Genomic DNA, 23,599 nt, shown 5'->3' on the forward strand with positions numbered 1-23,599 from the left:
CGTGCGGCGGCCCCGGGCCCGCGGCCGCCGCACGCACGCGCGGCCGGCGATGCGGGCACGTGCAGGCGGAGAAGGAGGGCACCCGATGATCACAGCGTCTACCGCGTCCGGCGGTGCGGCCTGGGAGCCGCCGGAACCGTGCGGGGCCCGCACCGACCCGCTCGGCCCCGGAGAGGCGGTCGCCCTGGTCGGCGACCTGTTCCGGCACGGCCGGCGCAGCTCGGCGCTGGAGTCCCTGGCCCCCGGCGAACCCCAGTGGCTGCTGGCCGAACTCGGCGACGGCCGCATCACCGGTGCCTGCCCCCGGGACACGTGGCGGCTCTCCTGCACCGATCCGCAGACCGCCCGCCTCTCGGCTCCGCCCCTGGACCCCGGAGGCGCCGACGCCTGGCGGCTGCTCGGCGCGGCCGTGTTCTCCCCCTCGGCCCAGATCCACATCGGCGAAGGGGCCGAAGGGGCCTGGGCCACCCGCGACAGCGACGACGTGGGGCGGCTGCCGCCGTGGCTGGCACCGCGCGACCGCTCGTTCCTGCTGGCCGGCTGGCGGGCCGGGCCGCGCTCCAGCAGCGACCTGGGCGGCGACATCCCCTTCAGCATCGGCCGCGAGCTCTCCGGCGCCACCGCCTGCCACCCCGTGAGCTGGCAGGACTTCGACGCCTCCGCAGGCACGCAGGACGCCCCGGCGCCCGCGGCGGTCGGTACGTGGCTGCGTGTCCGAGAGTATTGGGCACAGGATCCCGAAACCGGGGCCGTCGGGGTGGCACACCACCGACTGACCGCATACAGCGCGGGGCCGAAACCGACCCCGCCGGTCGGACTCGACGTCGCCGACGACGCGTACCGCTAGGAGGGCACCGTGAGCGATCAGCCCCATTCCGGCGCCCGCCGCCCGTCTCCGGCCTCCATGCCGCGCCGCCGCGCCTCCGTCGCCGCGCGTCGGCCCGCACCGCTGCCCCCCGGCGGTCGCGCCAGGCGCCGCGACGAGCGCGGCGGCGCTTCACCCGCCTCGGCCGGCCCGCCCGACCCGCTGCGCGACCACCAGGCGGTCGCGCCCTACGGGCTGGTGCCGCTGCCCGAGCGCCCCATGCCCGCCGACCGCCTCCAGGAGCCGGTGCTGCGCGAGGGCACGCCCCAGAACCGCCTGCTGGCGGCCCACGACCAGCGCATCCCCGGCACCAACACCGGCTGGATCGACATCACCGTGCGCACCCTCACCCCCGCGTTCGTCGGCGCCACCCGCGACGGCGCGCCCGAACGGTCGCTGACCATCGACGGCCGCCCCGCCCTTCCGGGGGCGTCCCTGCGCGGGCTGATCAGGAACACGCTGCGGGTGCTCACCGGCGGCGAGACCGGACCGGTCAACACGCCGCAGCTGTTCTTCCGGGCGCCCGCCGCCTCCCACGGCGACCGGCGCGCCCGCCACGTCATGCGGCGGCTGCACCGGCAGTACCGCGAGCGCGGCGGCGCTCCCGCCGGCCCGCCCGGGACCCCGGTGCAGGCGGGGTTCCTGCGCCGCGACCCCGCGGCCGGCTCGTGGGAGATCCGGCCGCTGCCCGTCGAACGCCCGGTACAGGTCCGCCTCGCCGACCTGCGCGAGGACCTGCGCCGGTTCCCCGAGCTGCCCGAGTTCGAGCTGCCGCCCCACGAGTCCGGTGACGGCGGCGAGCCGGGCGGCTACATTCCCGCCGAGTTCCACGGCGCGTTCCAGTACCTGCCGGTCGTGGCGCTGTGCCCCCGTGTCCACGGGCGCACCGTCGCCGAGTCGCGGTTCTGGGCGACGGCGGTACTGCCCTCGGGCGAGGCCCCCGCGTTCGGACGCCGCGAAGCAGCGCGCGACCGGTTGCGCGAACGCTGGATCCGCAAGCGGGACGGCGCCGAGCAGGCCATGCGGCGCGCCTCGGGGGAGCGCCCGCGTGCGGCGGCGCGCGGCCGGCGCAACGACTACGACCGGGCCCTCGAACGCATCGACGACGTCGCTTTCGACACCCGTGAATGCGTCCTGGTGCTGACCGGCGTCGCCGGAGAGCGCAAGAACGCCTACCTGTTCCCCACGGCCACCGACCCCGACCGGAGCTTGCCGGTCCCCGCCCACCTCGTCCACCTCGTGGAATCGGCCGACCAGATCACCCGGTTCCAGGCCCGAAACTTCCCGAGCGACCGGCCGGGTGCCGCGGCCGCCGGTGCCGGCGAGCCCGATCGCACCGGCGGTGGCGCGGACCGGCCGCGCGCGGGCGGCCTGGCCCGCGCCGGCGGCGAACCCGTCTGGTACCAGGAGTCCGACGGGCGCGTCGTGTCCTTCGGCCGCTCCGGCGGCTACCGGGTCGCTGTCGGCGAGTTCGACCCGATCAGCCGCGCCGTCCCCGAGGAGGTGCACACCCGCGCCCGCGCCCGCTCTGCGGGCACCGGCCGCCGCCCGGACGTACCGCGGGCCCTGTTCGGCGACGTCGACCTGCTGCCGCCGGGCGGCGGATCCGGATCCGCCGCACGCGGCCGGGTGTCGGTGGGCTCGGCCGTGAGCGGCGAGACCGACGGCGCCTGGTTCGACCACCCGCTGCGGGTCGAGCTCCTCTCGCCGCAGCGCAGCTGCTTCGCCAACTACCTGCTCCAGCCGGTCGCCGAGAACACCTGGGGCCAGGCGCCCGACCTGGTGACCTGGTCGCACGAGAACGACGTCCGCGTGGGCGGCTACAAGGTCTACCTGCACCGCCACGACCCGTTGTCCGCATCCGCCCGGCGCTACGCCCACCTGCACCCCGACCGCGTCGCCGCGGGGCCCACCACCCGCGACGTGCTGCCCGTGCGCGCCGGACTGGCCTTCCACGGGCGCATCACGTTCACCAACCTCACCGACGCCGAAGTGGGGGCGCTGCTGCAGGCGCTGCACCTGGGCAACCCCGCCGGAGGCGGCGACGGCGACGATCCCCTCTACGCCCACAAGATCGGTCTGGGCAAGGCGCTCGGCTTCGGCAGCGTGCACATCGCCCCCGCCCTCCACCTGCTCGACCCGGCCGAGCGCGCCACCTCGCTCGACCCCGGTGCCGGGGTCTCCTGCGTCGGCGACGAAGGCATGCAGAAGCTGCTCGACGCGTTCGGCGAGGCGCTGCTGACCTGGGAGCGGGAGCAGAGCACGCAGGCGGGCGAGCCCGTTCCCGGCGACTGGAGCGAGGTCCGCCGCGTCGAGGCGCTGATGCTGGCCGCCCAGTGGCGCCACCGCCTGCCCGAGAGCTGGACCCGCGTCATGGACCTCGACGAGTTCGCCGTCTATCCTGTCCTGCCCGACCTGCAGACCCGCTTCTCCGCCCACGCCCGGACGGCCGAGACCGGGGCGGGGTGACGTTCCGGCCGGCGGCGCTCTGCCCCCGTGCCGCCGTGCCCCTCCTGGTCGCCGAGATGACCCGCCCGCCGAGGGCATAGCATCGCGACCGCCCGGCAGCGCCTGCGACGAGCAGAGCCCGTGCCGCCGACGGAGGAACCGCCCGCCGAGGGCATGGAGGCTCACGGGCCTCCACGCAAGCGGCCCGGCACCCGGCCCCGCGAGGGAGGCCGCCCCGGGTGCCGGGTCCGCGGGCGCGCTCAGTCGTCGCCGAGCAGCGCCGCCACGTCCACCGGCGCGCCGGTGCGGATCGATTCGTCGGCGGCCAGTCCGGTCAGCAGGGCGTTGGCGCCGTCGGTGTGCGTGGGCGTCGGCAGCGTCCCCGAGGTGCCGAAGAGCGTGTCGAGCATGCGCACGTCGCCACCGCCGTGCGTGCCCTCGCCGACCTCCACGCCGATCTCTTCGGGTTCGCGCCAGTGCCGGCGCAGCAGCAGCCGGGAGGTGGTGCTCTCCTTGGGGGCGGGCATGCCGCGCACCGGCGTGCCGTCGGTGCGCCCGGGCTCGGTGTAGGGGCTCTCGGTGACGTCGAGTTCCAGGCGGCCCCGGCTACCGGTGACCGCGACGCGGTAGCCCTCCCAGGGGGAGTAGGCGCAGAGGTGGTAGCTGAGCTTGGCTCCGGAGTCGTAGCGCACCAGCACCGACATGTCGTCTTCGATCGTGATGCCGGAGCCGAAGACGTTGCGGTCGCGCCGGTAGCCGTCCTCGTGCTCGGCGTCCAGATACAGCCGGCGCATGTCGTCGCTGTCGGCCATGTGCAGCGCGAACGGGTCGCTTTCGGCGTCGGCGGAACCGTGGGCGCGCTCGTAGCCGGCGGCCGTTCCGCGCCTGCTGCCGTTGGCGTCGCCGTAGAAGAACAGGTCGCCCCAGGCGAAGACCCGTTCCGGCGCAGCGCCGATCCACCAGTTCACCAGGTCGAAGTGGTGGCTGGCTTTGTGGACGAGCAGGCCGCCGGAGTTCTCCTTCTCGCGGTGCCAGCGGCGGAAGTAGTCGGCGCCGTGGCGCAGGTCCAGCAGCCACTCGAAGTGGACCGATCCGATGTCGCCGACGGCGCCCTCGGCCAGCAGCTCGCGCATCCGGGTGTGTACCGGGTTGTAGCGGTAGTTGAACGCGACGTCGACCCGCCCGCCGGTGCGCCGCTGGGTCTGCAGAATGCGGCGGCAGCCCTCGGCGTCGGCGGTCATGGGTTTCTCGGTCACGACGTCGCAGCCGGCCTCCAGAGCCGCGCAGATGTAGTCGGCGTGGGTGCGGTCCACCGAGCAGACCACGACGCCGTCCACCCGCTCGTCGCGCAGCATGGCGCTGAAGGAGTCGGGGGAGTAGGTCGGCACGGGGCCCATGCCGTGCTCCTGCGCGATGGCGTTGTGCGCGGCCATACGCGTGCTGTTGGTGTCGCACAGAGCCGCGAGGCGGGCGACGCCGGCGTGGGTGGAGACGAGGGCCCGGGTGTACATCCGCGCGCGCGACCCGGCGCCGACCACGGCGAATCGGCGCTGCTCGGAGGCGGAGTCGGGCAGATCTGGGCTAATCGCGGAGTCGATCACAGCACTACGGTAAACGCTTTCCCAGGCGTGGTCCAGACCCGGACGGCGGAATGTCCGCCTCCCGGGGTTGCGCGGCGAAACCGCTGGTGGTGCGCTTGTGTGCGGTGCCGGTGCCCGCGGTGGGCCCTCCGGCGAGCAGGCAAGCGGTTGCCGCCGAAATCAGGCAACGATCAGGATACGGTGCGGTACCGGGACGGCGGCGAAAGTGAACCGGGCCACATTCGATCCCGCTCGTCCGGACGGGGCTTTCGTTCCAGCTCGTGGCGGATCTTCATGCTTTATGCGGCGTTTTTCGGGAGCCCCGCGGGCCGGAGGGAGCATTGACGGCGTACTGCAGGGGTGTTAAAAACCGTTCATCCGCACACTGGATAGCGCTTACCAATACATCCCCGCCGGGACCTCCGGACGGAGCGCCGCCCGCGGCGCGACGGACCCTCCGGTTCCGCACACCTGCTTCCCGGGCTGAATGAGGACGGTGGAGCCCATGCACACTCGACGAACGGCCGAACTGAACGCCCGCGGACAGTGCCGCGCCGGCATCCGTGGGGATGAGACCGCGTGATGGGGGCGACCCGCGAGCCGGCCGCCCCGGAGGAGGACGCGCCGGCCCCGGCCGCCGAAGCACCCGGACGGCGCGTGTCGCGCTTCCGGCGCCTGGCCGGGGGGAGCAACGACAGCCTGGCCGCCTACCTGTTCCTGACCCCCTGGTTCGTCGGCCTGATCTGCATCACCGTCGGACCGATCCTGGCTTCGCTGTATTTCTCGTTCACCGACTACTCCCTCATCGGCGAGGCGCAGTGGGTGGGCCTGGACAACTACACGCGGATGCTCACCGACGGGCGGCTGCACTCCGCGCTCGGCGTGACCTTCGTGTACGTGTTCGTGTCGGTGCCGCTGCAGCTGGCCATGGCGCTGGCCCTGGCGATGGTCCTGGACCGGGGCGTGCGGGGCCTGCCGATCTACCGCTCGGTCTACTATCTGCCCTCGCTACTGGGCAGCAGCGTCGCCATCGCCATCCTGTGGCGCCGGGTCTTCGGCGCGGACGGCCTGCTGAACCAGGTTCTGGCGTTCTTCGGAGTCGACGGCGTGGGCTGGGTGTCCCACCCCGACTACGCGCTGAGCACCCTGATCGTGCTGAACGTGTGGACCTTCGGTGCGCCGATGGTGATCTTCCTGGCCGGACTGCGCCAGATCCCGCGGATGTACTACGAAGCCGCGGCGGTGGACGGCGCCACCCGGATGCGCCGGTTCTTCTCGGTGACCGTGCCGCTGCTCACGCCGATCATCTTCTTCAACCTCGTGCTCCAGATGATCCAGGCCTTCCAGACCTTCACCCAGGCCTTCGTCGTCAGCAGCGGGACGGGCGGCCCCTCCGACTCCACGCTGTTCTACACGCTGTACCTCTACCAGACCGGCTTCGGCTCCTTCGACATGGGCTATGCCTCGGCCATGGCCTGGTTGCTTCTGCTCATCATCGCCGGGTTCACCGCCGTGAACTTCCTCGCCTCCAAGTACTGGGTCTTCTATGGTGACTAAGACGCCCCCCGCCGGCGCCTCCGGAACCGACGAGCGCCGGGAGCGCCGCCGGCGCCTCCTCATCCACGTCGGACTGATCGCCTTCGGGCTGATCATGCTCTACCCGCTGCTGTGGATGGTCTCCAGCTCCTTCAAACCGACCGCGGAGATCTTCAGCGACCCCGGCCTGATCCCCGAGACGTTCGTCCCGGAGAACTACACCGAGGGCTGGACGGCGCTGCAGTTCCCCTTCCACCACTACATCTGGAACTCGCTGATCGTGGTGGCGGGCTCGATCATCGGCAACCTGGTGGCCTGCTCGATGGCCGCCTACGCCTTCGCGCGGCTGGAGTTCAAAGGCAAGCGGCTGTTCTTCTCGATCATGCTGATGACGATCATGCTGCCCATTCACGTGGTGATCGTTCCGCAGTACATCCTGTTCGCCAATCTGGACTGGATCAACACGTACTATCCGCTGATCGTGCCGAAACTGCTGGCCACAGACGCGTTCTTCATCTTCCTGATGGTGCAGTTCATCCGCGGGCTGCCGCGCGACCTGGACGAGGCCGCGCGCATCGACGGATGCGGGCACGTGCGCATCTTCCTGCGCATCGTGATGCCGCTGTCCGCGCCGGCGCTGGCCACCACCGCGATCTTCACCTTCATCTGGACCTGGAACGACTTCTTCAGCCAACTGATCTTTCTGACCGACCCCGAGATGTACACCGTCCCCATCGCGTTGCGGACGTTCGTGGATTCCCAGAGCCAGACCTCCTGGGGCCCCCTCTTCGCGATGTCGGCGATCGCGCTCGGCCCGATCTTCGGATTCTTCCTCGCCGGGCAGCGGTACCTGGTGCGCGGTATCGCCACCACAGGAATCAAGTGATTCGAAAGGAACACCGACTATGCGACTTGGGCTCAAACCGGCGGCGGGCATCGCCGCTCTGGTGATGGCCGCGACCGCCTGCGGGGGAGGCGGGTCCGGCGATGAGGCGGTCGAGCTGCGCTTCTCCTGGTGGGGCGCCGACGACCGCCACGAGACCACTCAAGAGGTGATCAAGCGGTTCGAGGAGGCCAATCCCAACATCACGGTCACCGGTGAGTACACCGACTGGTCCAGCTACTGGGACCGGCTGGCCACCAACGCCGCTGCCGGCGACGCGCCCGACATCATCACGCAGGAGGAGCGCTACCTGCGCGAGTACGCCGACCGCGGCGCCCTGCTGGACCTCGGCGAGGTCGGCGACCAGCTCGACACCTCCAACCTCGACCAGCTGGTCATGGGCGGCGGCGAGTTGGACGGCGGGCTGTACGCCGTGCCCACCGGTGTCAACGCCTTCGCGATGATGGCCGATCCCCAGGCCTTCGACGAGGCCGGCGTGGACATGCCCGACGACGAGACCTGGACCTGGCAGGACTGGGTCGACACCGCCGCCGAGATCAGCGAGCAGTCCGACGGCGACATCATCGGCACGCAGGACATGGCCTTCAACGAGCAGAGCTTCCAGATCTTCGCCCGCCAGCGCGAGCAGTCCCTCTACGACGAGAACGGCGAGCTGAACTTCGACAAGGCCACCATGACCGAGTACTGGGAGTACATGGTCGGCGTCCACGAGGAGGGCGGCGCTCCCGGCGCCTCCAAGAGCGTGGAAGTGGAGGCGGGAGGCCCCGACCAGTCCGTGCTGGCCGACAACTCCGGCGCCATGGCGTCCTTCTGGACCAACCAGCTCGGCACTATGGAGGAGACGTCCGGACGCGACCTGGAGCTGCTGCGCTTCCCCGGTGAGAGCGAGAGCGCCCAGGCCGGAACCTTCTTCAAGCCGGCGATGCACTACTCGATCTCCGCCGGTACCGAGCACCCGGAGGAGGCCGCGAAGTTCGTGGACTTCCTGGTCAACGACAAGGCGGCGGGCGAGCTCATCCTCGCCGACCGCGGGCTGCCGGCCAACACCGAGCTGCGCGAAGAGCTGATGAGCGAGCTGTCGGCGCCCGACCAGGAGAGCGCGGAGTTCCTCGAAGAGATCGAGGGCGACGTGGCCGGCGCCGTCCCGCCCCCGCCCATGGGCGCGGGCGACGTCGTCGACATCACGATGCGCATCAACGAGGACGTGATGTTCGGCGACCTCACCCCAGAGGGGGCCGCCGAGCGCTGGATTTCGGAGGTCGAGGAGGCCACCGGCGGAGCCGGGTGACCGCTCCCCACGCGCCGATCCACAACCGGCGCCCGCCCTTCCGGCCGAAGGGCGGGCGCCGGCCCGCGCGCGGTAGCAGGGGCGCGGCGGAGCGCCGGAGCCGCCGGCGCAGCGGACCGGCGCGCCTACCGCTGTCCGCGAGAGGCGAACTCCGGAGGCAGCCCGGCCGCGGAATCGGCGTCGAGCAGGAACAACGTGCGCGACCGGCCGTAGGCGCCCGCCGCCGGCACCTGGACGGGACCGGCGCCGCCGAGGGCTTGCCGGACCGCGTCGGCCTTGCCCGCCCCCGACGCCAGCAGCCACACCTCGCGGGCCGAGCGGATGGCCTGGAACGTCAGCGAGATCCGGGTCGGCGGTGGTTTGGGCGCATCGTGCACCGCCACCACCGCGCGCTCGTCCTCGTGCAGCGCCGGCTGCTCGGGAAACAGCGACGCGACGTGGGTGTCGGGGCCCACGCCCAGCAGGCACACGTCGAAGGCCGGGATCGGGGAGCCGCTCTCCGGCGGCGCCGCGCGGGCCAGTTCGGCGGCGTAGCGCTCGGCCGCGAGACCCGGGTCGGCACCGTCGCGCCCGTCGGAGGCCGGAATCGGGTGCACCCGCTCGGGGTCGACGCCGACGTGGTCCAGCAGGGCCTCGCGCGCCTGGGTCTCGTTGCGTTCGGAATCGCCCGACCGCAGGAAGCGCTCGTCGCCCCACCACACGTCCAGGCGGCTCCAGTCCACGGCGTCGCGGGCGGGTGTCCGGGCCAGCTCGGCCAGCACCGCGATGCCCGCACCGCCGCCGGTGAGCACGATCGAGGCGTCGCCCCGCGCGGACTGCGCGTCGACCAGCCGGATCGCCACACGTGCGGCCGTCGCCGTGGCCAGTGCCGAGGAATCGCGGTGCACGATCGCTGTCGGAGTGGTCACGCGGGCTCCTCCGTCGGCTGCCTGAGGTCGGCCATGTGCTTGGCGGTGCGTTCGTAGACGTCGTCGGCGTCCAGCCGGCGAAGCTCTTCGGCCAGCGACTCCGACAGCCGGCGCCGCGACAGCGCCACCGACTGCTCGGGCTGGTCGAACCGGGAGAGTGTGGCCACGCGCCCGTCCTTGCGCTGCACCGAAATGTCGCCGTCCTCGGTGATCAGCCGCGACCCGGTGATTCCGGGCCCGTTCGAGAGGTTGCGCCGCACGCCCACCCCCAGCCGGTCCGACAGCCACGCCGCCAGCAGGTCGGCGCTGGGATAGTCCGATTCCCCGGTGACCTCGGCCGACTCCACCCAGCCGCACGGCTGGTCCATGGTGCTGGCCAGCAGCGACCGCCACGGGGTCAGCCGGGTCCAGGTCAGGTCGGTGTCGCCGGGCTGGTAATTGCGGATGCGGCCGCGCAGGTCGGCGATGGGGTCGGCGGCGCGCAGCGCGTCGGTGATGCGGCGGTGGGCCAGCCGCCCCACCAGGTCGGCGGACGGGTTCTGCGGGCCCACACCCGGCCACCAGGCCACGACCGGGGAGTCGGGCACCAGCAGCGGCGTCACCACCGAGCCCGGGTGCTCGCCCAGCGGACCGTAGAGGCGCAGCAGGATCGCCTCTCCCGGACCCGACGTTCCGGGCCGGCGGATCTCGGCGTCGATGGAGGGATCGGCGCCCGGATCGCGGCGGATCAGCGCCAGGATCCGCGAGGGGTGCTCGCGGCCGGCCTCGGTGGCGGCGCGCACGGCGTCGTAATGGTCGGCCTCGTCGGTCACCACGATCAGCGTCAGCACCATGTTCAGTGCGCCGCCGCCGACACTGTGCCGCTCGGCGGTCAGCGCGTCGGTGATCTCCGACGTGGTCGTATGCGGCAGGTACAGCGTCATCGGACGTCGCCTCCCCAAAGCGTGCGAAGGATCGGCCGGAGCCCGGCCGCGGATCGGCCGGCGGGCGCGCGCCGGCCCGCGTCGGCGCCGGTCACGGCCGCCTCCACAGGCGGCCGTCGCGCGCCAGCAGATCGTGGGCCGAACGCGGCCCCCACGTGCCGGCCTCGTACTGCTCGGGCCGGCCCTGCTTGGCCCAGTACTCCTCGACCGGGTCGAGGATCCGCCAGGACAGCTCCACTTCCTCCTGGCGCGGGAACAGCGGCGGGTCGCCGATGAGCACGTCGAGGATGAGGCGCTCGTAGGCCTCGGGGCTCGCCTCGGTGAAGGACTGGCCGTAGGTGAAGTCCATGGTGACGTCGCGGACCTCCATCGCCGGGCCGGGGACCTTCGAACCGAACCGCAGGGTCACCCCCTCGTCGGGCTGGATGCGCAGCACCAGAGCGTTCTGGCCCAGATCCTCGACGTCGACGGAGCTGAACACCTGGTGCGGCGCCCGCTGGAACACCAGCGCCACCTCGGTCACCCGCCGGCCCAGGCGCTTGCCGGTGCGCAGGTAGAACGGCACGCCCGCCCAGCGGCGGCTGCCCACGCCCAGTTTCATCGCCGCGTAGGTCTCCGTGGTGGAGTCGTCGGGGATGCCCTCCTCGTCGAGGTAGCCCGACACCTGCTCGCCGCCCTGCCAGCCTCCGGCGTACTGGCCGCGCGCGGTACCCGAGGCCAGGTCGGCGGGAAGCTCTACCGCCGAGAGGGCCTTCTCCTTCTCGGCGCGGATAGCGTCGGCGCTGAAGGTCACCGGCTCCTCCATCGCCACCAGCGCCAACAGCTGCAGCAAGTGGTTCTGGATCACGTCGCGGGCGGCGCCGATGCCGTCGTAGTAGCCGGCCCGGCCGCCCACGCCGATGTCCTCGGCCATGGTGATCTGGACGTGGTCGACGTAGTTGCGGTGCCACAGCGGCTCGAAGAGCGTGTTGGCGAACCGCAGCGCCATGATGTTCTGGACGGTCTCCTTGCCCAGATAGTGGTCGATGCGGAAGACCGACTGCGGAGGGAACACGTCGTCGACGACCGCGTTGAGCTCCTGGGCGCTCTCGAGGTCGTGGCCGAACGGCTTCTCGATGATCACGCGCCGCCAGGCCGACTCCTCCGACTCGGCCAGGTTGGAGCGTTTGAGCTGCTTGACCACGCTCGGGAACAGCTTGGGCGGCAGCGACAGGTAGAACGCGTAGTTGCCGCCGGTGCCGCGTTCGGCGTCCAGTTCGCGCACGGTGCGGGCCAACTCGTCGAAGGCGGCGTCGTCGTTCAACTCGCCGGCCACGAACCGCAGGCCCTCGCTGAGCTGGCGCCACACGTCCTCGCGGAAGGGCGTGCGCGCGTTCTCGCGCACCGCCTGCTGCGCCTCGGCCGCGAAGTCCTGGTCCGCCCAGTCGCGGCGGGCGAAGCCCACCAGGCCGAAACCGGGCGGCAGCAGGCCGCGGTTGGCCAGGTCGTAGATCGCCGGAAGCAGCTTCTTGCGGGCGAGGTCGCCCGTGACCCCGAACAGCACCAGCACGCTCGGCCCGGCGATGCGTGGCAGGCGGCGGTCCTCCTCACTGCGCAGCGGGTTCGGGATCGCTCCCGGCATCACCGGTTCTTTCAACGTCGCTCCCGTGTCGTCGTGGTGGCTGTGCGGCGCAGCGGCGCCCGGTCGGCGCCCCGCCGACCCCTGGCGGGGACCGGCCCGGCGGGCGCACCGGGCCGCCCGCCCGACCGGTGGCGCTGCTGCGCTCTTTCGCCGGTCCCGGCCCTATGCCGAGCCGGTACCGGGCTCAGCTGTGGGCCTCCAGCCGCTCGGAGACCCGCCCGAGCAGCCCGTCCCAGGATTTGGCGAACTTGTCGACGCCTTCGTCTTCGAGGACGGCCGTGACGTCGTCGTAGTCGATACCCAGGGCCGCGACGGCGGCGAGGTCCGCGCGGGCCTGCTCGTAGCCGCCGCGGACGGTGTCGCCGGTGATCTCGGCGTGGTCGGCCACGGCCTCAAGCGTGTCCTCGGGCATGGTGTTGACGGTGCCCGGCGCCACCAGCCGATCGACGTAGCGGGTGTCGTCGTAGGCGGGATCCTTGACGCCTGTGGAGGCCCACAGCGGCCGCTGCGGGCTGGCGCCGGCGTCGGCGAGCGCCTTCCACCGGTCCGTCGCGAACGCCTGCTCGAAGGCCTCGTAGGCCAGGCGCGCGTTGGCGATGGCCGCGCGGCCCTTGAGCGCGGCGGCCTCGTCGGTGCCGATCCCGTCCAACCGCTTGTCGACCTCGGCGTCGACGCGGCTGACGAAGAAGGAGGCCACGGATCGGATGCGCGAGATGTCGCGGCCGTTGGCGCGGGCCTGCTCCAGCCCGGCCATGAACGCGTCCATCACGCCGCGGTAGCGGTCCAGTGAGAAGATCAGCGTGACGTTGACGTCGATCCCCTCGGCCAGCGCGCGCGTGATCGCCGGCAGCCCTTCGGCGGTGGCCGGGATCTTGATGAAGACGTTGGGGCGGTCCACCAGCCACCACAGGCCGCGGGCTTCGGCCACGGTCCGCTCCGTCTCGCGGGCCAGGCGCGGGTCGACCTCCAACGAGACCCGGCCGTCGGTCCCGCCGGTGGACTCGTAGGTCGGGCGCAGGACGTCGGCGGCCCAGCGGATGTCGTAGCCGGTGATCGAGCGCACGGCCTCGTCGACCGACACCCGGCGCGTGGCGAGGTCGCGCAACTGGTCGTCGTAGGCGTCGCTCTCCTTGAGCGCCTTGTCGAAGATGGTGGGGTTGGAGGTCACACCGACCAGGCTGCGGTCGGTGACGAGCTTGTGCAGGTTGCCCGAGCGCAGCCGGTCCCGGCTGATGTCGTCCAGCCAGACGGCCACGCCCTCGGCGGACAGTGTGTGAAGCGGTTCGGTCATGCCTTGGCTCTTCCTCGTAGCTGTGCTCCCGAGCGCGACCCGCCGCCGTCCCGGGTGGGGACGCTGCGCGTCACGCGCGTGTCTTCGTGCCCGCGGACGTGCCGGCGGCGCGCCGCCGGCACGTCCGCGGGCACGGGGCCCCGACGGCGTCGCGGAGGACGGCGAAGCGCCCCCCGCCCCCGGGGAAGTCCCTCCCGCCGGGATCAATTCCCGGTCGTCGAGCCCTGCTCACCGCCGAGCTTGGCGATGCTGGCGTGCACCGCGGCCACTACCCGCTCAGGGGTCAGCCCGAACTGTTCGTAGAGCGTGGTGTAGGGCGCAGAGGCACCGAAGTGCTCCAGGCCCACCGTCTCGCCGTGCGGTCCGACGAACTCGTTCCAGCCCAGGCCGATGCCGGCCTCGACCGACACCCGCGCCTCGACCGACGGCGGCAGCACGCTGTTGCGGTACGCGGCGTCCTGGGCGCGGAACCACTCGACGCTGGGCATGGAGACCACGCGCGTGGGCGTCCCCGCCTCCTCCAGGCGCTCGCGGGCCTGCATGGCGATGTCGACCTCGCTGCCGGTCGCGATGATCAGCGCCTGAGGGCTTCCGGAGCCGGCCTCGGCCAGGATGTAGCCGCCCTTGGCGGCGTTCTCGGCCGGGCCGAACCGCTCGCGGTCCACGGTCGGCACGTTCTGCCGGGTCAGTGCCAGGGCCGTGGGGCGCTCGCCCTTGGCCAGGATGGTGCGCCAGGCCACCGCGGTCTCATTGGCGTCGGCGGGGCGCACCACGTCCAACCCCGGGATGGCCCGCAGCGCCCACAGGTGCTCGATCGGCTGGTGGGTGGGGCCGTCCTCGCCCAGGCCGATGGAGTCGTGGGTCCACACGTAGGTCACCGGCAGGCCCATCAGCGCCGCCAGCCGCACGGCCGGGCGCATGTAGTCGCTGAAGACCAGGAACGTTCCGCCGTAGGGCCGGGTGGGCCCGTGCAGCGCGATGCCGTTGAGGATCGAGCCCATACCGTGCTCGCGGACGCCGAAGTGCAGCACGCGTCCGAACCGGTTCCCGGAGAACGCCTTGGTGGAGTACTCCTCCGGGATGAACGACGGCTCGCCCTTGGGCGTGGTGTTGTTGGAGCCGGCCAGGTCGGCCGATCCGCCCCACAGCTCCGGCAGTACCGGCGCCAGTGCGCTGAGGATCTCGCCGCTGGCCTTGCGGGTGGCCACGCCCTTCGCGTCGGCGTCGAAGACCGGCAGGGCCTTCTCCCAGTCGTCGGGGAGCCGGCCCGACTCCAGGCGGTCGAACAGGTCGGCGCGCTCACCGGCGCTGCTGCGCCAGGACTCGAAGTCCCGCTCCCACACGGTGCGGGCGGTGCGCCCGCGGTCCACCGCTGCACGGGTGTGGGCGAGTACGTCCTCGGGCACGTGGAAGGTCAGCGCCGGGTCCAGGCCCAGCTCGCGCTTGGTGGCGGCCACCTCGTCGGCGCCCATGGCGGCGCCGTGGATGGCGCCCGTGTCCTGCTTGCCGGGGGAGGGCCAGCCGATGACGGTGCGCAGCCGGATGAAGGAGGGCCGCTCCGTCTCGGCCCGAGCGGCCAGCATCGCCCGGTGCAGGGCCTCGACGTCCTCGTTGTAGGCGCCGCCGTCGGTCCAGTCGATCTCCTGGACGTGCCAGCCGTAGGCGCGATACCGCGCGGCGACGTCCTCGGAGAAGGCGATCTGGGTGTCGTCCTCGATGGAGATGTGGTTGTCGTCGTAGAGGACGACGAGGTTTCCCAGCTTCTGCGTGCCCGCCAGTGCGCTGGCCTCGTGGCTGACGCCCTCCTGGACGTCGCCGTCGGAGCACACCGCGTAGACGAAGTGGTCGAAGGGGCTCTCACCGGGGGCCGACTCGGGGTCGAACAGGCCCCGTTCGCGGCGGGCGGCCATGGCCATGCCCACGGCGTTGCCGATGCCCTGGCCCAGCGGCCCGGTGGTGGTCTCCACCCCCGGGGTATGGCCGACCTCGGGGTGGCCGGGGGTGAGGCTGTCCCACTGGCGCAGCCGCTTCAGCTCGTCCAGGGGAAGGCCGTAGCCGGCCAGGTAGAGCTGGATGTAGAGAGTGAGGCTGGAGTGTCCGCAGGAGAGGACGAAGCGGTCGCGGCCGACCCAGGAGGGGTCGTTGGGGTCGTGCCGCATGATCTTCTGGAACAGCAGGTAGGCGGCCGGGGCGAGGCTCATCGCGGTGCCGGGGTGACCGGAGCCCGCCTCCTCGACCGCGTCCATCGCCAGAGCGCGGACCGTGTCCACCGCGCGCCGGTCCGGTTCCGACCACTCAAGGGACGTGGAGGTGTCGATGTTCACGCGGGCTCAGGGCTCCTTTCGCGCATTCAGCGGCACCCGGGCACGCGCCGCCCGGGTCGGTGAATGTGGGTTGTCCAGGGGTCGCGGTGGCCTGATCCCGCGGACGCCGGCGCACAGGTGCCGAGGGAGGGGCCGCCGAGCCGCCAGCGCCGGCCGGCGGGGCCGTCCCGGGCCGGGACCGGGGCTGCCCGCCGGAGTCGGCACGTGCGGCCGTGTGCGAGCTTATCGTCCCCCCGCGCCGCGGCCTATGTCTGACACGTCTCAGTGACCCGAGAGCCCTGTGCGCGGACGGTGCGGCCCCGGGCTGCGTGGCGCCCGTGCGCTGCGGCGCAGGGTGTGCGAGCCTGCTATGTGTGCTGCGGCGCCTCCTCCCGCGCCGCCGGCGCGGGACGTGCGGCATCCTGGGACGCGGTGCGCGGTTCGGACGCGGTACCCGGTGAAGGCGCGTCCGAGCGAAGTACTACAGTATGTCGTTGACGGGGTCGTTCCCGGCGCGCTTCCGCCGCCGGTACGGATCGCCCCCGCTGTGGCGAGCCGAGCAGACCCCTGAGTTCCGTTGAGGTTGAGCGTGTCAGTGTCCGGAGTGCGGATGTCCCCCGAATCCACGGTGCCCGGGGCCGGGCCGGCCGCGCGGCGGTTCTGATGGCGCTGACGGAGGGATCCGCCCACCAGGCGGACGGCGGTACAGGCGCGGACCGCGGCCGCCGCCGGGACGACCGGCCGGGCACCGGACCGGCGGCCCACGCGCGCGCCTACATCGCCTTGTCCAAGCCGCGGGTCATCGAGCTGCTGCTGATCACCACCATCCCGGTGATGTTCGTGGCCGCCTCGGGCGTGCCGCCGCTGGGCACCGCGCTGGCCACGCTGGTGTTCGGCACGATGTCGGCGGCCAGCGCCAACGCGATCAACTGCTTCTTCGACCGCGACATCGACCAGGAGATGCGGCGTACCCGGCGGCGCCCGGTGGCCATGGCCAAGGTCACCCCGCGCGGGGCACTGATCTACGGGCTGGTGCTGGCCGCGGGGTCCACGGCCGGGTTCGCGCTGCTGGTCAACCTCCTTTCGGCGGCGCTGTCGGCCTTCGCGATCCTGTTCTACATCTTCGTGTACACGCTGCTGCTCAAGCGGCGTACCGCGCAGAACGTGGTGTGGGGCGGCATCGCCGGCTGCATGCCGGTGCTGATCGGCTGGAGCGCGATCACCGACCGGCTGGACTGGGCGCCGTTCGTGCTCTTCCTCGTGGTCTTCTTCTGGACGCCGCCGCACACCTGGGCGCTGGCGATGCGCTACCGGGAGGACTACGCGGCCGCCAAGGTCCCCATGCTGCCGGTGGTGGCCACCGACCAGCGCGTCCTGCTGGAGTGCGTCCTCTACAGCTGGGCGACGGTGGCGACCTCGCTGCTGCTGTGGCCGGTCGCCGGCACCACGCCGTTCTACGCGCTGGTGGCGCTGGTGCTGGGGGCGATCCTGCTGGTGCAGGCCCACCGGCTGCTGTGGCGGGTGCGCTCGGGCGCGACCGGACCGAAGCTGTCCACCATGGGCTTCTTCCACCTGTCCAACGCCTACCTGGCACTGCTGTTCTCCGCCGTCACTGTCGACCCGCTGCTGGCCGGCCTGCTGGGCTGACCCCGGCCCAGCCGAACCCCCACGCCGTCAAGGCACCACCGGTGACCGGTAGCGGCCACCGGGAGCCGGCCGGGTCCGAAGGCGCCTCCCAGTGGGACGAGCCGCCGGTCCGACGGCGTCGGGCGATGCCGGTGCACTTCCCATCACGGACTACGATCTGAAGCCATGCCCGCACTAGACGCCAAAGCCATTCTCGAGGGGCGCAAGCCAGGCCGCCGCTCCGTCGGACTCACGATCGGCATCGTCGTCAGCGTGCTGTGCATGCTGGCCATGTTCGGCTACCTGCTGTGGTCGGGCCTGGCCAACGGCGGCGTCGCGGGGGTCGTGGGATTCGCCATCAGCGTGATCGCCGCGATCATCCCCGTGGCGATCCTCGTACCGCTGATCCTGGCGCTGGACCGGCTCGAACCCGAACCCGGCACGGTGCTCACCTTCGCGTTCCTGTGGGGCGCCGGCGTGGCCGTCGTGGCGTCCTTCGTCCTCAACACCGCGGGCATGGCGCTGGTGACGGTCCCGGTCTTCGGCCAGTCCATGGGCGACTTCGTCTCCACCGCGGTGGGCGCGCCGCTGGTCGAGGAGAGCGCCAAGGGCCTCGTGCTGCTCATCCTGCTGTGGCGGCGCCGCCACGAGCTGGACTCGCTGACCGACGGCGTCATCTACGCCGCGATGGTGGCCACCGGCTTCGCCTTCACCGAGAACATCCTCTACTTCCTCAGCTCCTACCTGAACGAAGGCGTGTTCGGGCTCGGCTTCACCTTCGTGCTGCGCGGGCTGATCTCCCCGTTCGGGCATCCGCTCTACACCGCGATGATCGGCATCGGCGTAGCCTACGCCGCCATCAACCGCGGCGGCGCGCGGATGATGGCCCCGGTGCTGGGCTGGATCGGCGCCGTGGTGCTGCACGGGCTGTGGAACGCCTCCACCGCCTTCGGCTGGATCGGGTTCGGCGCCGCCTACATCGTGCTGTTCTTCGTGCTGGTGTCGATCATCGTCCTGGCCGTGCAGGACCGCCGCAAGCACGCCGCCGCCATCGCGCACTTCCTGCCGCCCTACGTGTCCACCGGCCTGGTCACGCCGGCCGACGTGCGCATGCTCAGCTCCATGCCGGGCCGGCGCGGCGCGCGCTCCTGGGCCCAGCGCAACGCGGGCAACCGCGGCCGCACCGCCATGAAGGACTACCAGCTGGCCGCTACCGAGCTCGCGCTGCTGCACCAGCGGCTGGCGCGCGGGGTCGCGCGCCCCGGCTGGGAACAGCGGCGCGACAACTTCCTCGCGCTGATGCACGCGGCGCGTACGGCGTTCCTCGGCCACATGCAGCAGCCGGTCGCTCCGGCGTGGGCCACGGAACCGACCGATTCCGGGTTCCTGCAGCGCGCCGACTTCGAGCACGTCATCGCCCGAGCGCAGCAGCAGCGCGCGGCCCAGCCCCAGCCTCCGGGGCCGGGCGCCCCCGGCGCTGCGCCGCCTCCGGGGCCGCCGCCTAACCCCGGGCAGCAGCCGCCGTATCCGCCGCCGGGTCCGGGCCGGGGCCGGTGACCGCCACCCGCTCGGCGGTCGCGAAGTACACGCGCAGGACGGCCACCCACACCAGACCCGACCCCAGCACGTGCAGCACGACCAGCCCTTCGGGCAAGCCGAGCAGGTACTGGAGGTAGCCGACGGCGCCTTGCCCGAGCACGGCCGCCAGCAGCAGGTAGGCGGCTGTGCGTAGGGGCCGGGGCGCGGGGCGCACGGTGACCCCCACCGCCACGACCGCGCTGATCAGCAGCACCGCCCAGGCCAGGCCGGAGTGGATGCGCGCGACCGCGACGATGTCGAAGCCCCAGCGCGGGGCGCCGGCGTCGCCGCCGTGCGGGCCGGTTCCGGTGACCACCGTTCCGGCGACCAGGAGCGCGAAACCCAGCGGGAGCAGGGCCGCGGCCGCCAGGCGCAGCGGCCGGGCGACCGTGGGGCGCAACCGCCCCTGCGGCTCGCGGCAGCGCACGTAGAAAGCCACGGTCAGCACGACCACGAGCATCGACAGCAGGAAGTGGGCCGCCACCGAAGCCGGGTGCAGGCCGCTCCAGACCGTGATGCCGCCGACCACCCCCTGGCCGAGGACGCCCAGGGGGATGACCGCGGCATAGGCGACCAGGTCGCGGCGGCGGGGCCGCATACGCAGGGTGGCCACGAAGACGATGACGCCCACGGCCAGCACCAGGAAGGTCAGCGTACGGTTGCCGAACTCGATGGCGGCGTTGATCGCGGCGTGGCCGGTGTCGACGGGGACGAAACTCTCCTCGGTGCAGCGGGGCCACTCCGAGCAGCCCAGGCCCGAGGAGGTCACCCGCACGGTCGCGCCGGAGACGGCGATGCCGACGTTGACCACGATGTTGCCCAGCCCCCACCAGCGCAGCGCGGCCGTCGCGGGGTGCCACACGCTGCGCGCCGAATACGCCAGCGCGGCCACCCCGAGCGCGGCCACCGCGATCTGCCAGGCCCACAGGGGAAGGTTCAGCAGGACGATGTCGTCGGCCGCGTAAGGGGCCGGAGCTGGGAGACCACGCATACGACAGACTGTAGTGCCTGGTGTGCGGGACCCGGCACGGGGTCCGGCGGTGCCCGCAGCGCGCGGAGTCCGCGCACGACACGCGGCATCCGGCCCGTGCTTACATGCGCCGTGTCCCCGGTGATGGGATGAGCGCGTCCGATGTCCCCGGCGCCCCGGTCCGCCCCGGTCCGCCCCGGATCGTCGGATCCGCGCAGGCGAGGCTCGACGAGGAGACCCCGTGACCGATGTCAACCACCAGATCGCTGCCGTACGGCGGCGCCTGGGCACCCGCATGCTCGATGCCGGCGACGCGCACGTGCTGACCATCGGCCAGACCCACGACGCGCCCGTCGACGACGTCTGGGACGCCGTCACCGGTCCCGAGCGCATCTCGCGCTGGTTCCTTCCGGTCACCGGCGACCTGCGCGAAGGCGGCCATTACCGGTTGGAGGGCGACGCGGGCGGGACCATCAGCAGTTGCGACCCGCCCACGTCCTTCACCGCCACCTGGGAGTTCTCCGGCCAGGTCAGCTGGATCGAGGTGAGTCTGGCGGTCGAGCCCGCCGGTACCCGCCTGGAGCTGGTGCACATCTGCCACGTCGACGACGAGATGTGGGAGTGGTTCGGGCCCGGAGCCGTCGGTGTGGGCTGGGACATGGCCCTGCTGGGGCTCGCCCGGCACCTGGACGCCGGCGCGCCCGCCGACCCCGCCGACCCCGCCGGCGCCGAGGGCTGGACGGCTTCCGACGAGGGCCGGCGCTTCGTGGAGCTCAGCAGCGACCGGTGGCGCCTGGCCGACGTCGAGTCCGGCAACGACGAACCGGCGGCGCGCGCCGCGGCCGCGCGCACGGCCGCCGTCTACACCGGAGACGACGCCCGTTGACCTTGTAGCCAACGACACGGGAAAACGTTTTCACGAACCGTAGCTACAAGATCGGGGGGCGGGCGGCGGCGGGGGCGGCGGCCTCAGCGCACCGGTGCGGCGGCGGAGTCCTCCTGCTCCGGTGCGCCGTCCCCGGCCGCGAACTGCGTGCGGTACAGCATCTCGTAGCGCCCGCCGGCGGCCAGCAGCTCCTCGTGGGTGCCGCGCTCGACGACGCGGCCCTCCTCGACCACGAGGATCGCGTCGGCGGCGCGCACGGTGGAGAGCCGGTGGGCGATGACGACCGCCGTGCGCCCCTCCAGCGCCTCGCCCAGCGCCTCCTGCACCTGCGCCTCGGAGGTGGAGTCCAGGTGGGCCGTCGCCTCGTCCAGGATCACCACGCGCGGGCGCGCCAGCAGCAGCCGCGCCACCGTCATCCGCTGGCGCTCGCCGCCGGAGACCCGGTAGCCGCGCTCGCCCACCACCGTGTCCAGCCCCTCAGGCAGGGCGGCGACCAGTCCGTCCAGCCGGGCCCGGCGCAGCGCGTCCCACAGTTCGTCCTCGCCGGCTTCGGGCCGGGCCAGCAGCAGGTTGGCGCGCACGGTGTCGTGGAAGAGGTGGCCGTCCTGGGTGACCATGCCCAGGGTGGCCCGCAGCGACTCCGCGGACAGGTCGCGCACGTCGGTGCCGCCCACCCGCACCGCGCCGCCGTCGACGTCGTAGAGCCGCGGCAGGAGCGAGGCGATGGTGGACTTGCCCGCGCCGGAGGACCCCACCAGCGCCACCGTCTGCCCGGCTTCGGCGCGGAAGGACACCCCGTGCAGGACCTGCTTGCCGGCGGCGGTGTCCAGTGTCGCGATCTCCTCCAGCGAGGCCAGCGACACCTTGTCGGCGCTGGGGTAGGCGAAGTCGACCCGGTCGAACTCCACCGACACCGGGCCTTCGGGCACCGCCACGGCGTCCTCCCGGTCGGTGATGAGCGGGGGCAGGTCCAGCACCTCGAAGACCCGCTCGAAGCTGACCACCGCGCTCATCACCTCCACTCGGGCCCCGGCCAGTTCGGTCAGCGGAGCATACAGCCGGGTCAGCAGCATCGCCAGCGACACCACCGCGCCGGCCTGGAGCGCGCCGCTCAGTGCCAGGGATCCGCCGATTCCGTAGACCAGCGCCAGCGCCAGTGCCGAGACCAGTGTCAGCGCGGTCATGAACGACGTCTGCAGCATCGCCGTGCGCACCCCGATGTCGCGCACCCGGCGCGCCCGGGCGCGGAACTCGGCGGACTCCTGTTCGGGGCGGCCGAACAGCTTGACCAGCACGGCCCCGCCCGCCGAGAACCGCTCGGTCATGCGGGTGCCCATGGACGCGTCGTGGTCGGCGGCTTCGCGCTCCAGCCGCGCCAGCCGGCCGCCCATGCGCCGCGCCGGCACGACGAACAGCGGGAGCAGCACCAGCGAGGCCAGGGTGATCTGCCAGGACAGGGCGAACATGGCCACCAGGGTCAGCACCAGGGTCACCAGGTTGCCCACCACGCCCGAGAGGGTGTCGGAGAAGGCGCGCTGGGCGCCGATGACGTCGTTGTTGAGTCGGCTGACCAGTGCGCCGGTGCGGGTGCGGGTGAAGAAGGCCACGGGCATGCGCTGCACGTGGTCGTAGACGGCCGCGCGCAGGTCCAGGATCAGGCCTTCGCCGATCCGGGCGGAGAACCAGCGGGTGAGCAGCCCCAGCCCCGCTTCGGCCAGGGCGATGGCCGCGATCAGCGCCGCGAACTGCAGCACCTCCCGTAGCGGCCGGCCCTCGACGATCGCGTCGACGATGCGCCCGGCCAGCAGCGGCGTGGCCACCGCCAGCGCGGCGGTGACGCTGCTGAGCACCACGAACGCGATGAGCCCGCGCTTGTGCGGCCGGGCGAAGAGGCCGATGCGCCGCAGCGTGGCCGCGGAGAACGGTCGTCGGTCGTCGGGTGCGTGCACTGCGTGGTACATCGACGTCCACGCGCTGGTTTCGATGCTCATGCTGAATCCGTCCTGTCCGTGCTCGGCCTGTCCGGGCCCGGGGCCGGGCCTGCGCCCGAGCGGGTGCTCGGCCCCCGCTCCGGCGGCGTGGCCGAGACTAGATCCTCAAGTTAACTTGAGGTCAAGGGTGCGGGGCGGAGGGCGGGGAGCGACGGACCCGCCCCCTCCTTTCCGCGGCACGCGCCGTTCGCGGCTGCGGGGCCCGGGGCAGCGGAACAGTCCGCGGAGTCGCCCGCGGGACCCACGGCATGAGGAGCACGACGTGCAGAAGATCATGACGCATCTGTGGTTCGACGATCAGGCCGAAGAGGCCGCCCGGTTCTACACCTCGATCTTCGGGGACTCCCGGATCGTGGAGGTCACCGACTACGGCCGCACGGCTCCCGGCACCGCCGTCACGATCCTGGCGGTGACCTTCGAGCTGGCGGGCCAGCGCTACATCGCCCTCAACGCCGGGCCCGCCTTCACCTTCAACGAGGCCGTCTCGCTGTATGTGGACTGCGCCGACCAGGAGGAGGTCGACTACTACTGGTCGCGCCTGCTGGAAGGCGGCGGCGAAGCGGTCCAGTGCGGGTGGCTCAAAGACCGCTACGGGCTGTCCTGGCAGGTCGTGCCGCGTACGCTCACCGACCTGATGGCCGACCCCGACCCGGAGCGGGCCGGGCGCGCCTTCGAGGCGATGATGGGCATGGTCAAGCTCGACGCCGCGGAGCTGCAGGCCGCCGCCGACGGCACCGCCTGACCGCGGCGCATCGGCCGCCCCGCGCCGCCCCGGCGTGCAGACCGCGGGGCGTTGAGCTGGTTGGGCGCCGCGCTTGCAGGGTAGGCGCCCGCGCGGACCGAACGCGCGCACGACGGCCGCGGACCGGCGCGGCCGAGGG

The 23,599-nt window shown here is 72.5% G+C and carries 17 protein-coding genes; 9 read left to right on the forward strand and 8 right to left on the reverse strand.

Features of this window, described 5'->3' with window-relative positions; all coding sequences use genetic code 11:
- Positions 1 to 85: 85 nt before the first annotated feature.
- Positions 86 to 847 carry a hypothetical protein gene (locus tag HNR25_RS21835; RefSeq protein WP_184638234.1) on the forward strand — a complete coding sequence of 254 codons (762 nt, stop codon included), beginning with the start codon at positions 86 to 88 and terminating at the stop codon, positions 845 to 847.
- Between the two features lie 9 nt (positions 848 to 856).
- Positions 857 to 3,334 (forward strand): TIGR03986 family type III CRISPR-associated RAMP protein, encoded by a 2,478-nt coding sequence (locus tag HNR25_RS21840; RefSeq protein WP_312862678.1) that lies wholly within the window; start codon positions 857 to 859, stop codon positions 3,332 to 3,334.
- Positions 3,335 to 3,573: 239 nt separating this feature from the next.
- On the opposite strand, the gene HNR25_RS21845 is transcribed toward HNR25_RS21840, so the two are convergent.
- Entirely contained in the window at positions 3,574 to 4,914 is a 1,341-nt protein-coding gene (locus HNR25_RS21845) for a Gfo/Idh/MocA family protein (RefSeq protein ID WP_312862679.1), read from the reverse strand.
- Positions 4,915 to 5,475: 561 nt separating this feature from the next.
- Between HNR25_RS21845 and HNR25_RS21850 the strand changes: the two genes are divergently transcribed.
- The 3 genes from HNR25_RS21850 to HNR25_RS21860 are packed head-to-tail and all read left to right on the forward strand — an operon-like array spanning position 5,476 to position 8,621.
- On the forward strand, positions 5,476 to 6,450 hold the full coding sequence (locus tag HNR25_RS21850) for a carbohydrate ABC transporter permease (protein WP_184638236.1): 975 nt from the start codon (positions 5,476 to 5,478) through the stop codon (positions 6,448 to 6,450).
- Complete coding sequence (locus HNR25_RS21855) at positions 6,440 to 7,315, forward strand: carbohydrate ABC transporter permease (protein WP_184638238.1); 876 nt, start codon at positions 6,440 to 6,442, stop codon at positions 7,313 to 7,315. The genes HNR25_RS21850 and HNR25_RS21855 overlap by 11 nt, the downstream gene beginning before the upstream one ends.
- 19 nt (positions 7,316 to 7,334) lie before the next feature.
- The gene (locus HNR25_RS21860) at positions 7,335 to 8,621 is read left to right on the forward strand and encodes an ABC transporter substrate-binding protein (protein WP_246463811.1); all 1,287 of its coding nucleotides are present in this window, start codon (positions 7,335 to 7,337) and stop codon (positions 8,619 to 8,621) included.
- A gap of 125 nt (positions 8,622 to 8,746) precedes the next feature.
- Here the strand turns inward: HNR25_RS21860 and pgl are convergent, their stop codons facing one another.
- From pgl to tkt, 5 genes are all read right to left on the reverse strand, one after another.
- Positions 8,747 to 9,529: a 6-phosphogluconolactonase gene (pgl, locus tag HNR25_RS21865; RefSeq protein WP_184638240.1), complete on the reverse strand. Its 783-nt coding sequence runs from the start codon at positions 9,527 to 9,529 to the stop codon at positions 8,747 to 8,749.
- Positions 9,526 to 10,452 (reverse strand): glucose-6-phosphate dehydrogenase assembly protein OpcA, encoded by a 927-nt coding sequence (locus tag HNR25_RS21870; protein ID WP_184638242.1) that lies wholly within the window; start codon positions 10,450 to 10,452, stop codon positions 9,526 to 9,528. The genes pgl and HNR25_RS21870 overlap by 4 nt, the downstream gene beginning before the upstream one ends.
- Positions 10,453 to 10,543: 91 nt before the next feature.
- Positions 10,544 to 12,073 carry a glucose-6-phosphate dehydrogenase gene (gene zwf, locus HNR25_RS21875; RefSeq protein WP_184638243.1) on the reverse strand — a complete coding sequence of 510 codons (1,530 nt, stop codon included), beginning with the start codon at positions 12,071 to 12,073 and terminating at the stop codon, positions 10,544 to 10,546.
- A gap of 184 nt (positions 12,074 to 12,257) precedes the next feature.
- Positions 12,258 to 13,364, reverse strand: coding sequence for a transaldolase (gene tal, locus HNR25_RS21880; protein WP_184638245.1), 1,107 nt, complete (start codon positions 13,362 to 13,364; stop codon positions 12,258 to 12,260).
- 203 nt (positions 13,365 to 13,567) lie between these two features.
- A complete protein-coding gene (gene tkt / locus HNR25_RS21885; protein WP_184638247.1) occupies positions 13,568 to 15,688 on the reverse strand; it encodes a transketolase in 2,121 nt (706 codons plus the stop codon).
- Positions 15,689 to 16,330: 642 nt separating this feature from the next.
- On the opposite strand from tkt, the gene HNR25_RS21890 reads away from it, so the two are divergent.
- Positions 16,331 to 17,314 (forward strand): heme o synthase, encoded by a 984-nt coding sequence (locus HNR25_RS21890; RefSeq protein ID WP_184638249.1) that lies wholly within the window; start codon positions 16,331 to 16,333, stop codon positions 17,312 to 17,314.
- Positions 17,315 to 17,479: 165 nt separating this feature from the next.
- On the forward strand, positions 17,480 to 18,850 hold the full coding sequence (locus HNR25_RS21895; RefSeq protein WP_184638251.1) for a PrsW family intramembrane metalloprotease: 1,371 nt from the start codon (positions 17,480 to 17,482) through the stop codon (positions 18,848 to 18,850).
- Here the strand turns inward: HNR25_RS21895 and HNR25_RS21900 are convergent.
- Positions 18,795 to 19,862: a COX15/CtaA family protein gene (locus HNR25_RS21900; RefSeq protein ID WP_184638254.1), complete on the reverse strand. Its 1,068-nt coding sequence runs from the start codon at positions 19,860 to 19,862 to the stop codon at positions 18,795 to 18,797. The two genes, HNR25_RS21895 and HNR25_RS21900, sit on opposite strands and share 56 nt — an antisense overlap.
- Before the next feature lie 220 nt (positions 19,863 to 20,082).
- On the opposite strand from HNR25_RS21900, the gene HNR25_RS21905 reads away from it, so the two are divergent.
- Positions 20,083 to 20,727 carry an SRPBCC family protein gene (locus tag HNR25_RS21905; RefSeq protein ID WP_184638256.1) on the forward strand — a complete coding sequence of 215 codons (645 nt, stop codon included), beginning with the start codon at positions 20,083 to 20,085 and terminating at the stop codon, positions 20,725 to 20,727.
- 83 nt (positions 20,728 to 20,810) lie between these two features.
- Here HNR25_RS21905 and HNR25_RS21910 read toward each other — a convergent pair whose 3' ends face one another.
- Complete coding sequence (locus HNR25_RS21910) at positions 20,811 to 22,718, reverse strand: ABC transporter ATP-binding protein (protein ID WP_184638258.1); 1,908 nt, start codon at positions 22,716 to 22,718, stop codon at positions 20,811 to 20,813.
- A 262-nt stretch (positions 22,719 to 22,980) separates the two neighbouring features.
- Between HNR25_RS21910 and HNR25_RS21915 the strand changes: the two genes are divergently transcribed.
- The gene (locus tag HNR25_RS21915; protein WP_184638260.1) at positions 22,981 to 23,460 is read left to right on the forward strand and encodes a VOC family protein; all 480 of its coding nucleotides are present in this window, start codon (positions 22,981 to 22,983) and stop codon (positions 23,458 to 23,460) included.
- The last annotated feature ends 139 nt before the right edge of the window (positions 23,461 to 23,599 follow it).

It is taken from the genome of Streptomonospora salina, assembly GCF_014204715.1.
Taxonomy (GTDB): Bacteria; Actinomycetota; Actinomycetes; order Streptosporangiales; family Streptosporangiaceae; genus Streptomonospora; species Streptomonospora salina.

Coding starts and splice junctions, on each gene's coding strand:
- HNR25_RS21835 (WP_184638234.1), top strand. CDS start 86: ATGATCACAGCGTCTACCGCGTCCGGCGGTGCGGCCTGGGAGCCGCCG.
- HNR25_RS21850 (WP_184638236.1), top strand. CDS start 5,476: ATGGGGGCGACCCGCGAGCCGGCCGCCCCGGAGGAGGACGCGCCGGCC.
- HNR25_RS21855 (WP_184638238.1), top strand. CDS start 6,440: ATGGTGACTAAGACGCCCCCCGCCGGCGCCTCCGGAACCGACGAGCGC.
- HNR25_RS21860 (WP_246463811.1), top strand. CDS start 7,335: ATGCGACTTGGGCTCAAACCGGCGGCGGGCATCGCCGCTCTGGTGATG.
- HNR25_RS21870 (WP_184638242.1), bottom strand. CDS start 10,452: ATGACGCTGTACCTGCCGCATACGACCACGTCGGAGATCACCGACGCG.
- zwf (WP_184638243.1), bottom strand. CDS start 12,073: ATGCCGGGAGCGATCCCGAACCCGCTGCGCAGTGAGGAGGACCGCCGC.
- tal (WP_184638245.1), bottom strand. CDS start 13,364: ATGACCGAACCGCTTCACACACTGTCCGCCGAGGGCGTGGCCGTCTGG.
- HNR25_RS21890 (WP_184638249.1), top strand. CDS start 16,331: ATGGCGCTGACGGAGGGATCCGCCCACCAGGCGGACGGCGGTACAGGC.
- HNR25_RS21895 (WP_184638251.1), top strand. CDS start 17,480: ATGCCCGCACTAGACGCCAAAGCCATTCTCGAGGGGCGCAAGCCAGGC.
- HNR25_RS21900 (WP_184638254.1), bottom strand. CDS start 19,862: ATGCGTGGTCTCCCAGCTCCGGCCCCTTACGCGGCCGACGACATCGTC.
- HNR25_RS21910 (WP_184638258.1), bottom strand. CDS start 22,718: ATGAGCATCGAAACCAGCGCGTGGACGTCGATGTACCACGCAGTGCAC.